We start from the raw sequence: 15046 nt of genomic DNA, 5'->3' as shown, positions 1-15046 counted from the left end.
AGCCGCCATGCGCAGAACCAGAACCGGTGCCGCAGCCGCCCTCGCCACCCTGCTCGCCACCGCCACCGCGTGCGGCGGCGGCTCCGCCGACAGCGGCGGCGGCTCGAACACGGCCCCCCGGGAACTGACGTACTGGGCCTCCAACCAGGGCGCCGACATCCCCGCCGACCAGGCCGCGCTCGGCCCGGAACTGAAGAAGTTCGAGGAAGAGACCGGCATCAAGGTCAAGCTCGAAGTCATCCCCTGGTCCGACCTGCTCAACCGGATCCTCGCCGCCACCGCCTCCGGCCAGGGCCCCGACGTCCTCAACATCGGCAACACCTGGTCCTCCTCCCTCCAGGCCACCGGCGCCCTGCTGCCCTGGGACGCAGAGAACTTCGAGGCCATCGGCGGCAAGGACCGCTTCGTGGCGTCCGCCCTCGGCTCGGCGGGCGCAGCCGGCCGGGACCCGGCCGCCGTCCCCCTCTACTCCATGTCCTACGCGCTCTACTACAACAAGAAGATGTTCAAGGAGGCGGGCATCGAGAAGCCGCCGGCCACCTGGGACGAGATGGTCACCGTCGGCCGGAAGCTGAGCAGGGACGGCACATGGGCCCTGGGCGCGGAGGGTTCGAACCCCAGCAACAACATCCACCAGGTCTTCGTCCTGTCGCAGCAGCACGGCGCGTCCTTCTTCGATGCCGCGGGCAGGCCCACCTTCGACACCCCGGGCAACGTCGACGCCGTCAAGCAGTACGTCGACCTGATGGCCAAGGACAGGATCATCGCGCCCGGCAACGCCGAGTACGACAAGAACCAGTCCCTCCAGGACTTCGCCGGCGGCAAGACCGCGATGGTGCTGTGGCAGAACGCGGCGAGCTCCTTCAAGGCCCACGGCATGAAGGAGGGCGACTGGGGCACCGCACCCGTTCCCGTCCCGGCCGGCGGCGTCCCGGGTTCCGGCAAGAACGTCAACTCCATGGTCGCCGGCATCAACCTGGCCGTCTTCAAGAACACCGACAACCTCGACGGGGCACTGAAGTTCGTGAAGTTCATGACGAGCGACGAGGAGCAGAAGATCCTCAACCGGACCTACGGTTCCATCCCGCCGGTCAAGGCCGCCCAGTCCGACCCCGCCTTCGCGAACGAGGACCTCGCCGTCCTGCGCACCACCCTCGCCACCAGTGCCGCCCCGCTCCCCCAGGTCCCCGAGGAGTCGCAGTTCGAGACCGCGGTGGGCACGGCCGTCAAGGAGCTCTTCGCCGACGCCGCGGCCGGCCGCCCGGTGACCGCCGAATCGGTCAGGGCCAGACTCACCAAGGCCCAGCAGATGATGGCGGGTTGAGGCATCGGACATGACCTCCGTGCCCACGGCCCGCCGGACCGCCGTGCCCTACCTCCTCCTGCTGCCCGCCCTGCTCCTCGAACTGCTGATCCACCTCGTCCCGATGGTGACGGGCATCCTGATGAGCTTCCGCAAGCTCACCCAGTTCTTCCTCCGCGACTGGAACCGGGCGCCCTGGACGGGCTTCGACAACTACGGCCTCGCCGTCGACGTCAACCGGCCCGCCGGCCGGGCCCTCCTCGATTCCTTCGCCACCACCTGCCTGTTCACCCTGCTGTCCGTGGGCCTGTGCTGGCTGCTGGGCACCGCGGCGGCCGTGTTCACCCAGCACGGCTTCCGCGGGCGCGGCTTCCTGCGGGCCCTGTTCTTCGTCCCCTACGCCCTGCCCGCCTACGCGGCGGTGATCACGTGGGCCTTCATGTTCCAGCGGGACAACGGCCTGGTGAACCACGTCATCCACGACCAACTCGGCCTCGGCGGCGCCGAACACACCTTCTGGCTGCTCGGCGACAACAGCTTCTGGGCCTTGCTGACCGTCTCCGTCTGGAAGAGCTGGCCCTTCGCCTTCCTCGTCGTGACCGCCGCCCTCCAGAACATCCCCGCGGACCTCTACGAAGCCGCCGCGCTCGACGGCGCCGGCATCGGGCAGCAGATCCGCCGGATCACCCTGCCCTCGCTCGGGGCCGTCAACCGGGTCCTGGTCCTCGTGCTGTTCCTGTGGACCTTCAACGACTTCAACACCCCCTTCCTGCTCTTCGGCAAAGCGGCCCCCGCGGCCGCCGACCTCATCTCGATCCACATCTACCAATCGAGTTTCGTCACCTGGAACTTCGGCACCGGCTCGGCCATGTCGGTCCTGCTGCTGCTCTTCCTGCTCCTCGTCACCGCCGGTCACCTGCTCCTGACCAGCCACGGCCGGAAGGACGCCGATGCCCGCTAGTACGCCTTCCTCGCGGGCCGCCCGCCGCACCCGCGGCCCGCTCGACCCGCCCGCCTCCTTCCGTGCGCTGCGGGCCGTCTTCCTCACCCTGCTCGCCGCCTTCACCCTGCTGCCGGTCTTCGTGATGGTGACCAGCTCCCTCAAGCCGCTGCAGGACGTTGCCGGACGGTTCCGGTGGATCCCCAGCGGGCTCACGCTGCGCCCCTACGTCGACATCTGGCACACGGTCCCGCTCGCGAAGTACCTGGTGAACTCGCTGATCGTGGCCGGCAGCGCCACCGTCGCCTCCGTCGTCATCGCCGTCTTCGCGGCGTACGCCGTCAGCCGGTACCGCTTCCGCGGCAGGCGCCTGTTCACCGTGACCGTGCTGTCCACCCAGATGTTCCCGGGGATCCTCTTCCTGCTTCCGCTGTTCCTGATCTTCGTGAACCTCGGCAACGCCACCGGGATCGCCCTCTACGGCTCCCGCGGCGCCCTGATCCTCACCTACCTGACCTTCTCGCTGCCCTTCTCCATCTGGATGCTCATCGGCTACTTCGACTCGGTGCCGCGCGACCTCGACGAGGCGGCCACCGTCGACGGCTGCGGCCCCCTCGGCGCCCTCCTGCGCGTCGTCGTCCCCGCCGCCGTGCCCGGCATCGTCGCCGTCGCCGTCTACGCCTTCATGACGGCCTGGAGCGAGGTCCTCTTCGCCTCCGTCATGACCAACGACACCACCCGCACCCTGGCCGTCGGCCTGCAGGGCTACTCCACGCAGAACGACGTCTACTGGAACCAGATCATGGCCGCCTCGCTCGTCGTCAGCATCCCCGTCGTCGCCGGATTCCTTCTGCTGCAGAAGTACCTGGTGGCCGGACTCACGGCAGGAGCCGTCAAATGACCCTCTCCGGAACCCTCCCCGCCAGCGGTGCCGACGCCCTCGACCTCGCCGCCCTGCCGCGTGACTTCCTCTGGGGCACCGCCACCTCCGCCTACCAGATCGAGGGCGCCGTCGCCGAGGACGGCCGCGCCCCCTCCATCTGGGACACCTTCTCCCGCACCCCCGGCGCCATCGACGGCGGTCACACCGGCGACACCGCCTGCGACCACTACCACCGCTGGCCCGAGGACATCGCCCTGATGCGCGAGCTCGGCACCAACGCCTACCGGCTCTCCGTCGCCTGGCCGCGCGTCGTACCCGGCGGCGACGGTCCCGCCAACGCCAAGGGCCTCGACTTCTACGACCGCCTCGTCGACGGGCTGCTGGCCGCCGGGATCCAGCCCTCCGTCACCCTCTACCACTGGGACCTGCCGCAGGCCCTCCAGGACCGGGGCGGCTGGCCCGAACGGGACACCGCCGAGCACTTCGCCTCGTACGCGGGGCTCGTCGCCGCGCGCCTCGGTGACCGCGTCACCCAGTGGGCCACCCTCAACGAGCCGCTGTGCTCCGCGTGGATCGGCCATCTGGAGGGCCGGATGGCCCCCGGACTGACCGACCTGACCGCCGCCGTGCGCGCCTCGTACCACCTCCTGCTCGGCCACGGCCTGGCCGCCCGCGCGGTCCGGGCCGCCGCGCCCGCCGCCCGGATCGGCATCGTCAACAACCTCTCCCCCATCACACCCGCCACCGCCTCCGCGGCCGACCTCGCCGCCGCCCGCCGGATGGACGGCCACGTCAACCGCTGGTGGCTCGACCCCGTCCACGGCCGCGGATTCCCCGACGACATGCGGGAGGTCTACCGGGTCGACCTCCCCGAGCGCGCCGGCGACGCCGGGACCATCGCCGCCCCCCTCGACTGGATCGGCCTCAACTACTACTTCCCGCAGGTCGTCGCCGCCGACCCGGAGGGCCCCGCCCCCCACGCCCGTCAGATCGCCCGCCCCGGCGTCCCGCGCACCGGCATGGACTGGGAAGTCGACGCCGACGGCCTGGAGACCCTGATCATGCGCCTGCACCGGGAGTACGGCCCACGGCCCATCCACATCACCGAGAACGGCTCCGCCTACCCCGACGCACTGGCCCCCGACGGCACCGTCCACGACCCCGAGCGCACCGCCTTCCTCACCTCCCACCTCGCCGCCTGCGCCCGGGCCGCCCGCCGGGGCGCGCCGGTGGCCGGCTACTACGCCTGGTCGCTGCTGGACAACTTCGAGTGGGCCTACGGCTATGACAAGCGGTTCGGGCTGGTCCACGTCGACTACGCCACGCAGCGCCGCACCGTCAAGTCCAGCGGCCGGCACTACGCCGGGATCATCGCCGCCCACCGGGCCGGCTGACCTCCTCCCCCCCGGACGGCCCGGAAGGCGCGGGGCGGCTTGCGGCCGCCCCGCGCCTTCCGGTTCCACGGTCAGAGGGTCACGGGATCACGGGGTCACGGCGTCACGGCGTCACGGGTAGAAGACCACCGTGGAGGGCGTGGTCGAGGTGCCGGAGGTGGGCGCGCCCGTGCCGTTGACCACGTGCTCGTACTGCCCGTTGCCGCCGAGCGAGACGACCAGCAGGTCGTGGAACCTCACGCCCGGCTTGACCGGGACCTCGAAGCCGTGGTCCTGGCGGATCGTCGGGTCGACGTTGTAGTAGCAGTAGCTGCCCAGGCCCCAGCCCTCGTGGACGGAGACCGAGTCGGCCACCTTGTAGGCCGCGAAACCCTTCACGGAGCCGTTCTGGACCGCTGCCTGATCGGGGGCGTCGTACGCCTTCTCGTTCTGGAAGAAGATCGTCCGGCCGCGTTCGCCGTTCCACTCCACGTCGTACTTGTTGAAGTGCTCGACGAAGAGCCCGGTGGCCAGTACGTCGTCGCCGTTGACCCGGAAGCCGTAGTCGGAGCGGTTGGTCTCCCAGCCCACCCCGTCGCCGTGGTCGGCCCGCCAGATCCAGGTGTGGTCGACGATCGTGTCGTGGCTGTTGACGACCATGCCGACCGTGGCCTTGCCCGGACCCGCGCCGCCGACGCGGATGAAGACGTCCTGGACGGTCGTCGGATCGGCCGCGTGGTCGCCGGCGGCGCCGGCCGGGCCCACCTCCAGCAGCGTCGGCGAGTTGACCGGTCCCGCGTCGATCAGGAGACCGGCCAGCCGGACGCCGTCGACATCGGCGACCCTCATCGCGGTCACGCCGTTGTCCGGGACGATGGTGGCCAGGCCGAGACCGAGGACCACCGTGCCGGGACGGTTCACCTGCAGGGTCCGGTCGACGTGGTAGACGCCCGGGGTGAACAGCAGGTTCAGGCCTTGGGTCAGCGCCTGGTTGATCGTCGCCGCGCTCGCGCCCGGCTTGACCACGTAGAACTGGTTGAGCGGGATGGAACTGCCCTTCGGGGCGGTGCCGTTGCCCCAGGAAGTGCCGCGCGCGTTGACGCGCTTCGCCGGGACGAAGACCTTGTAGTCGGCGCCGTCGAGGTAGAGGAAGGGCTTCTCACGGGAGACCGGCGTGGTGTCCAGGGTGGTGTACGGCGGATTCGGGAAGCCCTGGGCGGGTGCGCCCGGGGTGCCGGAGAAGACCTGGTTCCAGACGCCGTTGGACCAGCCGCCGATCGAACTGTCACGGGTGTACCACTGCTGCTGCGAGTAGTTGCCCACCTGGCCGTCGATCTTCGAGTCGGCGATGTAGCCGCCGGAGGCCCAGCCGTAGCCGTTGGGGGCAAGGTTGAGTCCGCCCTTGACGTGCATGCGGCGGAACGGCGCGGCCTGGGAGACGGCCCAGCGGTCGGTGCCGCTGACGGGATTGAGGGCCAGGTTCTCGGCGGAGCGCCAGAAGTTCTGGGTGGCGTTGCCGTTGAACCAGCCCGCGTCGACGGTGACGTCGCCGTTGATGGTGGTGTCGTCGGGGTTCAGGCCGAGACCGGAGACGGCGGTGTAGAAGCCGATCTGGGCGTTCAGGCCGTTGTAGGTACCGGGCTTGAAGAGGAACTGGTAGCGGCCTGAGCCGAACTGCGCGGACTCCTGCTGCCGGAAGACCTGGTCCAGCCTGGCCTGGATGTCGGGGGTGGAGGGGTCGAAGACGATGACGTTGGGGCCGAGGTCGCCGCCGCCGGGGAGGGCCGGGCCGGTGCCCGTGGTTCCGTAGACCTGGAACTCCCAGAGCGAGTAGCCCCATTCGGTGGCGCGCTGGGTGCCGTGGACCCGCACGTAGCGGGCGGTACCGCTGATGTCGAGGGTCTGGCCGCCGCCGGTGGCGCTGGTCGTGGAGTAGGCGGTGGTCCAGTCGGTGCCGTTCTGGGACAGCTCGATCCGGTACGCCGTCGCGTAGGCGGTCTCCCAGCGCAGCAGCACCTGGGTCAGCTGGGCGGGGGCGCCGAGGTCGACCTGTATCCATTGCGGGTCGGCGAACCGGCTCGACCAGCGGGTGCCGTTGTCGCCGTCGACGGCGGCGGAGGCCGGGGTGCCGGCGCCCTCGGTGCTGGAGGCGGTGGCGGGTTTGCCCTGCGAGAGCAGGACGGGGGCCGCCTGCGCGGTGGTGCTGCCCGGCAGCAGCACGAGGAGGGCGGCGACCAGGGCGGCGGCGAGGGCCGCCGCCAGGGATCGTGGCGGAGGGGAGGAGGCAACGGGCATGTGGGGGCTCCTGACGTCTTGGATCCGGGGGGATCGAAGCGTGAGTGAACTGCCCGTCAGGGAGGCCGTCAAGGGTTCCGGCGTTCATGAAACGAACGCCTGGCGGTGCGTCATGCACCGCGCAGCGCTGTGAACTCGGAGTTTCTTCAATCCTTGTGAAAAGTGTTGACGGAAAAATCCGTCAGCACTGTACTGGGGATCCCTACCGCCGCTCAGCCCAGCTGCGGCCACCGCGCCACTGACAGGCGAAGCAGGGGACGAGGGTTCAGGAACTGGCCCGTTAGGGAACGTCGATACCGCGATGCGTTCGATGCTTGACGCCGAAACCCGCCGCCGCGCCGACGGCCACCAGCGCGGCGGACCACGCCAGCCGGGCGTGCCGGGACGCCCAGGCCTGGGCGGAGCGCGGGTGGGAGCGCGCGTCGAACTCTCCGTGCGCCCCGAAGTCGCGGGCGGGTGAGCCCGCGCCGTCCAGCGGGCGCCAGAGGTTGGACGGGCGCCCGGGCGGCGCGGGCGCGTCGGTCTGCTGGGCGTCGTAGCCCGTCCGGGCCAGGTAGCGGTCGAGCAGCCCGGCCGCCACCCGGTTGGCCAGCAGCGTGGCGAGGGTCGAGGCGCCGACGTAGTACTGCTTGCGCCCGGGATGCGCGGCGGCGTGGACGACGGCCCGTGCGGCCACTTCGGGCTGGTAGATCGGCGGGACCGGCTGCGGATGGCGGGGCAGCCGGGAGAGCACCCAGGAGAACTGCGGGGTGTTGACGGCCGGCATCTGCACGACGGTGATGCGGACGCGGCTGCCGGCGTGCAGCAGCTCGGTGCGCACCGAGGAGGTGAATCCGTTGACCGCGTGCTTGGCGCCGCAGTAGGCCGACTGCAGCGGGACCGACCGCTCCCCCAGCGCGGAGCCGACCTGCACCACCGTGCCGCGGTCGCGCGGCACCATCCTGGCCAGGGCGGCCCGGGTGCCGTTGACGTAGCCGAGGTACGTGACCTCCGTGACGCGGCGGTACTCCTGCGGTCCGATCTCGGCGAACGGCGCGAACACGGAGACGAACGCGACGTTCACCCACACGTCGATGGGGCCGAAGACCCGCTCCACCTCGTCCGCGGCGGCCTCCACGGCCCGGTCGTCGGCCACGTCGGCCGGCACGGCGAGCGACCGGCCGCCGAGCTCGCGCACCTCGGCCGCCGCGGCCTCCAACCCGGCGCGCCCGCGGGCGATCAGCGCGACGCGGTCGCCCCTGCGGGCGAACTCCCGGGCGGTGGCCCGGCCGATGCCGCCGCTGGCCCCGGTGACCACCACGGTCCTGGCCGCGCTCTGGGTCATGGGTGCCGCTCCTCCCGCCGACGCTCGCGTCACAACTCCCGCAGGGCGGGCAGCAGTTCCTTCTCCGCCCAGTGCAGGAACGGCTTCTGCTGGTCGCCGCCGATCTGGACCAGGGCCACTTCCGTGAAGCCGGCGTCCACGTAGGCGCGGACGGCTTCGACGACTGCGGCCGGATCGTCGCCGCAGGGGATGGTGTCCGCCACGTCCCCGGGGCGGACGTGTTGCGTCGCCGCGGCGAAACCGCCGGGTCCGGGAAGTTCGGCGTTGACCTGCCAGCCGCCCACGGACCAGCGGAACTGGTCGTGGGCGCGGCGTACGGCCGCCTCGCGATCGGGGTCGAAGGAGACGGGCACCTGCCCGAGGCACGGTTTGCCGGCACCGCCGTGCTCGCCGAACGCGGTGACGATGTCGCGTTCGGGCTGGACGGCGACGAGCGCGTCGCCGTACCGCCCCGCGATCTCGCAGGAACTGGCACCGGACGCGGCGATGGCGAGCGGCGGGGGCGTGTCGGGAAGGTCCCACAGCCTGGCGTCGTCCACGTCGAAGTGCGTGCCGTGGTGGGTGACGCTCTCCCCGTCCAGGAGGGCGCGCACGATCCGCACCGCCTCCTCGAACCTCTCCAGCCGTACCTGCGCCGCCGGCCAGCCCGCGCCGACGATGTGCTCGTTGAGGTTCTCACCGGATCCCAGCCCGAGCCGGAAGCGCCCCTGGGCGAGGAGTTGCATCGTGGCCGCCTTCTGCGCGACCACCGCCGGGTGGTAGCGGAAGGTCGGGCAGGTCACGAACGTCATGAGGGGGATCCGGTCGGTGGCCTGCGCGGCGGCGCCGAGGACGCTCCACGCGTACGGAGAGTGGCCCTGGGAGTCGAGCCAGGGGAAGTAGTGGTCCGAGGTGACGGAGAAGTCGAAACCCGCGCGCTCGGCGCCCACGACGTGGTCCACCAGGTCCCGCGGTCCTGCCTGCTCGGTCATCATCGTGTATCCGATCTGCACCATGTCCCGCTCCTTGCCGTTGGCGCCCGCCCGAAACACCCGGTCTTGGGTGGGGCTGCCGCGAAAGTCGGGCTCCTGTGGCCGGGAAACGACGTTTAAGCCTCCGCTGACCGTGCAGGCGCGGTGAGGACACCATCCATCACCCGAGGAGGAGCACAGTCATGACCGACGTCTCGCGCCTGCCGGGCCGAGCGGAACACGAATGGGCGTGGCAGGCGGCGGCAGCCTGCCGGGGCGCGGGGTCGGAGTGGTTCTTCCACCCCGAGGGCGAACGCGGCGAGGAACGCTCCGTCCGTGACGAGGCGGCCAAACGCATCTGCGGCTGGTGCCCGGTGCGCGACCAGTGCCTGCGGCACGCGCTGCGCGTGCAGGAGCCCTACGGAGTGTGGGGCGGGCTGACCGAGGAGGAACGCCGCCGGGCCCTCGCCTCGACCCGGGTGAGCGCCGGGGCCTGAAGCTGCACGGCGGACCGGAACCGCCGGGGCGCCTCGGACACCGCCGCTGCGCGTGATCGCCACCGGCCCGGGCACGCCCACCACGGCGTCGGACCCGGGCGGCCGCCGCCCCCAATTATCTTGACGTCAAGATTTACTTCGGGCAGGCTACTGCCGAAGTATCTCGACATCGAGATACTTGGTGCGGGGGAGCGGAGGCCCGGGATGTGGCGGCGGGGTACGGGGGACGGGAAGGGCCGGACGGCGGGCTCCGGGCTGGTGGCACAGTTGCGCAGGCCCCCGGGAGGCCGGGACGCGCGGATCATGCTGCTCGCCCAGCTGCTGGACCGGACCGGTACCGGCGTATGGGCCGCGTCCTCGGTCCTCTTCTTCACCTTCGTGGTCGGACTCGACGCCCGGCAACTGGGCCTCCTGCTGGGCGCGGCCGCGGTCGCCGGCATCGCCGGCTCGCCGCTGGCGGGCCACCTGGCATGCCGCTTCACCGTCCGGTCGCTGCTGATCGGCTGTCACGTCCTGCGCCTCGGCACGCTCTGCGTGCTGCTCGTGGCCACGGACTTCCGGGTGCTGCTCCCCGTCGTCGCCGTCACCTGCCTGGGCGACCGGGCGGCCAAGACCCTGGAGATGCTGTTCGCCACCCGTGCGGCGGGCGACCGGCGCGCCACCTACCAGGCTTTGTCGCGCAGCACGGCGAACGCCGGCTACGCACTCGGCGCGGGCATCGCGGCGGCCGGCCTGGCCCTCGACACCCGCGGCGCCTACCACGCCCTGATCCTGCTCAACGCGGCGTCCTTCCTGGCGGCCGCGGCGCTGGTGTGGCGCACCCGGGAACCGCACGGCCACGGCCGCGTGGCGGCGCGGGCCGGTGGCACCGGGGCAGGGCAGACGGAGGAAGTACCGGGGACGGAAGGGCCGGTGACGGCCGGCCGGCAGACCGCGACGAGCCCGTGGCGGGACCGCGGCTACCTCCGGTTCGTCCTGCTGGACATCCCGATGAGCCTGGACGACTCGATCCTCAATGTCGGCCTGCCGCTGTGGCTGGTGGAACACACCGGAGCGCCGCACGCGCTGGTCCCCGGCGTCCTGATGGTCAACACCGTGCTGGTCGTCGTACTCCAGTTGCGCGTCTCGGCGAAGGTGCGGGAGCCGCGCCAGGCCGCGGCCGCGGTCGTCGCGTACGGGCTGACGATGCTCGCCTGCTGCACCGTCCTGGCCGCCAGCACGGGCGCCGGCGCCTGGGCCGCTTCCCTCGCCCTGCTCGCCTCGGCGGCCCTGGTCACCGCGGCCGAGCTGATCCGCTCGGTGAGCTCCTGGGAGCTGGCCGTCTCCCTCGCTCCCGCGGCGGCGAAGGCCTCGTACCTGGGAGTGGCGGGCATGTCCCAGTCCGTGCAGAAGGCGGTCGGGCCGCTGCTGCTGACCGGCGCGGTCATGGCCGCCGGGCCCGCCGGCTGGCTCGTGCTGGGGACGGCGGTCGCCGGGCTGTCGCTCGTCCAACGGCGTGCCAGTCTGGGCCGGTTGGACGCGCTGCGCGCCCCGGACGGCTCCGCCGCGCCGGTGCGGGCAGGGGTTCCGGTCGAGTCGGAGGGGTCCGGCCAGAGGTCAGCGGCGGGGTGACCACAGAGCCGTCAGGCGCCCGCTGCCGGGGGTCAGGGCCCAGCCTCCCGGCAGATCCACCACCACGACCCCCGAGGTCGGGAAGCCCTCGCCGAGCTCCTCCAGCAGGTCGGCCGGGCCGGAGCCGCACAGGCCGCGGGCCAGCTGGTGGATGCCGGGATTGTGGCCGACCAGCATCACGCTGCCGAGGCCGGCCGCCCGCTCCGCCAGCACGGTGACCAGGACGTTCAGTTCCGCCTTGTAGAGCCTGCCGTCGTAGACGACCGACGGCGGGTCCGGCAGCGCCGGTGCCAGCAGCTGCCAGGTCTGGCGCGTCCTGCGCGCCGGGGAGCACAGAGCCAGGCCGGGCTCGAAGGGGGACTCCGCCAGCCAGCTGCCCGTCCGGGGCGCGTCGGCCCTGCCGCGCTTGCTCAGCGCACGCTCGAAATCCTCGACGTCCACGTCCTTCGGTACCGCTTTGGCGTGACGTACCAACAACAGTCGGCACCCGGCGGTCACTTCGGAGACCGAGGACGTCGTGTGGGGCGCGGGGCCCGAGGGCATGGCCGCCTCCTTCGCCGCAGGGGTACGGGTACACCGTCATGGTGCGGTGAGCCCGGAAGGTACGCACCCGCAGGTCCGGGTGCGGGGCTACGCTCCGAACAATGGAACGCGCAGAAGTACTCAAGCGAGTGATCGGCATCCTCACCGAAGCCCAGGAGATCCGCAGGGCCGTCGAGACGGGGCAGAACGGCACCGACGACGGCGAACCCGGCGACCTCGGGGAGCGGGCCACGGCCACAGTGGCCACGACGCTCCTCAACGAGATGCTGCCGTCGATCAGCGTGCCGGCCGACGCGTCTCCGCAGGAGGTCGCGGCGCTGGTGGCGCAGGCCCTGGGGCCGGCCCTGCACACGATGGTCTCCGGGTTCAGCCTGGCGTTCACCAGCCTCGCGATCGCGCACGACAGCGGCCGGACGGACGTGTCGGCGATCGAAGTCCTCCAGGAACTCGCCCTCGAGGTCGAAGCGGGGACCTACGACGAGGGTCCGTAGCACCGCAGCCCTCCGCGAACCGCCGCGAACCGGAACGGAACGGGACGGGACGCGGGCCCCGGGGCGCAGGCCCCGGGGCGCCGTCGGTCAGCCCGCGTCGTCCCGCTCGCGGGCCATCTTCCGCTCCTGCATCCTCCTGAGGTCCTCGGGGCTCTTGCCCGCGACCGGCTTGCTGGCCCCCGGGTGTACCGGGTCCGGGCCGGGGTGCTCCGGCATGTGCTCCTCCAGGCCCTTGCCCTGCTCCTGACCCTTGTTCTTCTCGTCCTTCATGGCTTGCGCTCCCTCACAGCTCGCATCGAGAGGACCCTCCGGTTGCTCCTGGGCCAGTCGGTCCTCCTCAGGTGATCAGGTGATGGGTTCCGGGGCCGGTACCGGCCCGGGCAGGGGGCCCGGCTGGGGCTGCGGCCCGGGGTTCGGGGCGGGCGGCGGTTCGGGATCGGGCTCGGGCTGCGGCGGGGCCGGAGGAACCGGATCCGGGCCGCCCGGCCCCGGTACGGGGCCCGGCAGCGGGCCCGGCCCCGGACCGGGGCCCGGCCCGGGCGCCGGGGTGGGACTGGGAGGGACCGGGTCGTTCGGCGGAGTCCCCACGGCTTCTCCTCTCCGCCCCGGTTCGGGGCGCGACGGCCCCGACCAGGGGCGCGATGTCTCCTGCCGCGCGTGTACCCGCCCCGCGGAGCCGTAGACGGATCCGGTGCAGTCCGTTGCCCGCAGCCGCGCCCGGGGGCGGAGGAAGATCCGCTCCGGAGTGCGTCATCCGGGGCCGTCCCGGGAAGGCGTCCCCGCATGCCGGAAATGATCAGCAGCCTCGCCACCCGTGTCGCACGCCGCCGCCGCGAGCCGGTCGCCGTCCAGGCCCTGCGGTCCACCGCGGCGGCCGTGATCAGCTACGTGGTCGCGCTCCGCCTGAGCAGTGAACCGAATCCGCTGACCGCCCCCCTGACCGCCCTGCTCGTCGTCCAGGTCACTCTGTACTCGACGCTGACCACCAGCATCCGCCGGGTGAACTCCGTGGTCGTCGGCGTCCTGATCGCGATCGGTTTCAGCGTGCTGGTGGGTCTCACGTGGTGGAGCCTCGGCCTGCTGATCCTGGCCTCCCTGGTGGTGGGCCACCTCGTACGCGTGGACGAGTTCGTCCCCGAGGTCGCGATCAGCGCCATGCTCGTCCTCGGCGTCACCCAGGTGGCGAACACCGCCTGGGACCGGGTCCTGGAAACGGTCATCGGCGCGGTGATCGGGCTGCTGGTCAACCTGCTGGTGGCGCCGCCCGTCTGGGTCGGCCCGGCGGGCACCGCGATCACCGATCTGGCGCTGCGCATGAGCCGGCTGCTCGACCACCTCGGCGAGGAACCCCTCGGGCCGGCGAAGGTCGAACAGGCCGCGGCCCGGCTCCACGAGGCACGTCGGCTCGACAACGACATCGCTCAGGTCGACGCCGCCCTCCGGCAGGCCGAGGACAGCCTCCGGCTCAACCCGCGGGTCAAGGAGGGCCTGCTCTTCCGGCTGGTGCTGCGCACCGGCCTGGACACCCTGGAGATCTGTGCGGTGGTGCTGCGCGTGGCCTGCCGGACGCTCGCCGACCTGGCCAGGGCCCGTCCGCAGGACCCGCTCTTCGACACCGGGACCGCGGCCGCGCTGCGGGAGGTGCTGCGCCACACGGCGATCGCCGTGGAGAGCTTCGCGCAGCTGATCACCGCGCAGGTCAGTGCCAACGCGGAGGAAGCGGAGGCGCGCCTGACCGGTGAGCTGGCGGTGGCCCGGGCCCACCGGGACCGGCTCGCGGACCTGCTGCTGGCCGCCGCCCGGGAGGATCCGGCGCACTGGCAGCTGCGCGGCGCGCTGCTCAGCGAGATCGACCGGGTCCTCGACGAGCTGGACGTCGACAAGCGGTCGCAGCGCCTGCTGGAGGAACTCGACCGTCAGGCCGCCCGCACGCACCGCCGGGGCGGCCTGCGGGGGCGCCTGTGGGAACGGTTGCGCGGGCTGCCGAAGTGAGGGCGGCGCGTGCGTGCCGGCTCGCCCGCGTGGCGGGTAGGCGCCCCCGTGAACGGGGCTGCGGGACGGGCTGGGCCGCCCCGGACTTCCAACCCACCTCCTCGGCAAGGACGCGCTGATGGACCCGACCCGGGCGATGGCCCGCCGCATACTGCGCGAGTACGGCGAGACGTACGCGCACGAAGCCGGCATCCGGCTGCGTGACACCCCGGCTCCGCTGTACCAGCTCCTGGTGCTGTGCGTGCTGCTGTCGGCGCCGATCCGTGCGCGGACGGCGGTCGCGGCGGCCCGGGAGCTGTTCGCGGACGGGCTGCGCACGCCGCGGCGGATGGCGGATTCGGACCGGCGGCAGCGCGTCGCCGCGCTCGGTCGCGCGCATTACCGGCGGTACGACGAGAGCACGGCCACCGCGCTGGGAGACGGGGCACGGCTCCTGCTCGAACGCCGGCACGGCGACCTGCGCACCCTCCGGGACGAGGCCGGCGGCGACCCGGCCCGAGTACGGGAACTGCTCCAGGAGGTACCGCGGATCGGGGCCACCGGCGCCGACATCTTCTGCCGCGAGGCCCAGGCCGTCTGGCCCGAGCTGCGCCCCTTCGCCGACGCGCGGGTGCGCGAGGCGGCGGCCGGAGTCGGCCTCCCCCACACGGCCCGCGCGCTGGCCGGGCTCGTCCGGCCGGGCGAGTTCGCCCGGTTCGCCGACGGGCTGGTCCGCATCGGCCTGACCCCCGACGCGGCCGACCGGCTGCGCGCGGCCTGACGGAGCCCCGCGACCGGACGCCCCGTGGCACCCGGGCCGGCGCGGCGGCACACTGAAGCTCCACGCCCCGCCCCGCCGCCCGTT

Annotated in this window: 14 protein-coding genes; 9 read left to right on the top strand and 5 right to left on the bottom strand. The window is 72.4% G+C overall.

Annotated features, from left to right (window positions below):
* The first annotated feature begins 7 nt into the window (after positions 1-7).
* From ACIP5M_RS07350 to ACIP5M_RS07335, 4 genes are read left to right on the top strand one after another with little or no spacing between them, the layout of a single operon-like run.
* The gene (locus ACIP5M_RS07350) at positions 8-1324 is read left to right on the top strand and encodes an ABC transporter substrate-binding protein (protein ID WP_401193094.1); all 1317 of its coding nucleotides are present in this window, start codon (positions 8-10) and stop codon (positions 1322-1324) included.
* Positions 1325-1334: 10 nt separating this feature from the next.
* Positions 1335-2264, top strand: a complete 930-nt coding sequence (locus tag ACIP5M_RS07345) for a carbohydrate ABC transporter permease (protein ID WP_401193092.1) — start codon at positions 1335-1337, stop codon at positions 2262-2264.
* Positions 2254-3144 (top strand): carbohydrate ABC transporter permease, encoded by an 891-nt coding sequence (locus ACIP5M_RS07340; protein ID WP_401193089.1) that lies wholly within the window; start codon positions 2254-2256, stop codon positions 3142-3144. Before ACIP5M_RS07345 ends, ACIP5M_RS07340 begins: the two co-directional genes overlap by 11 nt.
* The gene (locus tag ACIP5M_RS07335; protein ID WP_401193086.1) at positions 3141-4520 is read left to right on the top strand and encodes a GH1 family beta-glucosidase; all 1380 of its coding nucleotides are present in this window, start codon (positions 3141-3143) and stop codon (positions 4518-4520) included. Before ACIP5M_RS07340 ends, ACIP5M_RS07335 begins: the two co-directional genes overlap by 4 nt.
* Before the next feature lie 111 nt (positions 4521-4631).
* Here the strand turns inward: ACIP5M_RS07335 and ACIP5M_RS07330 are convergent, their stop codons facing one another.
* From ACIP5M_RS07330 to ACIP5M_RS07320, 3 genes are all read right to left on the bottom strand, one after another.
* A complete protein-coding gene (locus ACIP5M_RS07330) occupies positions 4632-6794 on the bottom strand; it encodes a discoidin domain-containing protein (protein ID WP_401193083.1) in 2163 nt (720 codons plus the stop codon).
* Between the two features lie 280 nt (positions 6795-7074).
* Entirely contained in the window at positions 7075-8118 is a 1044-nt protein-coding gene (locus ACIP5M_RS07325; RefSeq protein WP_401193081.1) for an SDR family oxidoreductase, read from the bottom strand.
* Between the two features lie 29 nt (positions 8119-8147).
* Positions 8148-9113 (bottom strand): TIGR03557 family F420-dependent LLM class oxidoreductase, encoded by a 966-nt coding sequence (locus tag ACIP5M_RS07320; RefSeq protein ID WP_401193078.1) that lies wholly within the window; start codon positions 9111-9113, stop codon positions 8148-8150.
* A 158-nt stretch (positions 9114-9271) separates the two neighbouring features.
* Between ACIP5M_RS07320 and ACIP5M_RS07315 the strand changes: the two genes are divergently transcribed.
* Together ACIP5M_RS07315 and ACIP5M_RS07310 are read left to right on the top strand one after the other, a co-directional pair.
* On the top strand, positions 9272-9565 hold the full coding sequence (locus tag ACIP5M_RS07315; protein ID WP_401193075.1) for a WhiB family transcriptional regulator: 294 nt from the start codon (positions 9272-9274) through the stop codon (positions 9563-9565).
* Between the two features lie 303 nt (positions 9566-9868).
* On the top strand, positions 9869-11176 hold the full coding sequence (locus tag ACIP5M_RS07310; protein WP_401193073.1) for an MFS transporter: 1308 nt from the start codon (positions 9869-9871) through the stop codon (positions 11174-11176).
* Here ACIP5M_RS07310 and ACIP5M_RS07305 read toward each other — a convergent pair.
* Positions 11162-11719: a SixA phosphatase family protein gene (locus tag ACIP5M_RS07305; protein ID WP_401193071.1), complete on the bottom strand. Its 558-nt coding sequence runs from the start codon at positions 11717-11719 to the stop codon at positions 11162-11164. The two genes, ACIP5M_RS07310 and ACIP5M_RS07305, sit on opposite strands and share 15 nt — an antisense overlap.
* A 101-nt stretch (positions 11720-11820) precedes the next feature.
* On the opposite strand from ACIP5M_RS07305, the gene ACIP5M_RS07300 reads away from it, so the two are divergent.
* On the top strand, positions 11821-12210 hold the full coding sequence (locus ACIP5M_RS07300) for a hypothetical protein (protein WP_401193069.1): 390 nt from the start codon (positions 11821-11823) through the stop codon (positions 12208-12210).
* 87 nt (positions 12211-12297) lie between these two features.
* Here the strand turns inward: ACIP5M_RS07300 and ACIP5M_RS07295 are convergent, their stop codons facing one another.
* The gene (locus ACIP5M_RS07295) at positions 12298-12480 is read right to left on the bottom strand and encodes a hypothetical protein (protein WP_401193067.1); all 183 of its coding nucleotides are present in this window, start codon (positions 12478-12480) and stop codon (positions 12298-12300) included.
* A gap of 513 nt (positions 12481-12993) precedes the next feature.
* On the opposite strand from ACIP5M_RS07295, the gene ACIP5M_RS07290 reads away from it, so the two are divergent.
* Together ACIP5M_RS07290 and ACIP5M_RS07285 are read left to right on the top strand one after the other, a co-directional pair.
* Entirely contained in the window at positions 12994-14202 is a 1209-nt protein-coding gene (locus ACIP5M_RS07290) for an aromatic acid exporter family protein (protein WP_401193064.1), read from the top strand.
* Positions 14203-14320: 118 nt separating this feature from the next.
* The gene (locus ACIP5M_RS07285; RefSeq protein ID WP_401193062.1) at positions 14321-14962 is read left to right on the top strand and encodes an endonuclease; all 642 of its coding nucleotides are present in this window, start codon (positions 14321-14323) and stop codon (positions 14960-14962) included.
* Positions 14963-15046 lie beyond the last annotated feature (84 nt).

Source organism: Streptomyces sp. NPDC088762, assembly GCF_044750905.1.
Classification (GTDB): domain Bacteria; phylum Actinomycetota; class Actinomycetes; order Streptomycetales; family Streptomycetaceae; genus Streptomyces.
The sequence above is the reverse complement of the archived record's forward strand: the minus strand, read 5'-3'. Positions and strand labels throughout refer to the sequence as shown.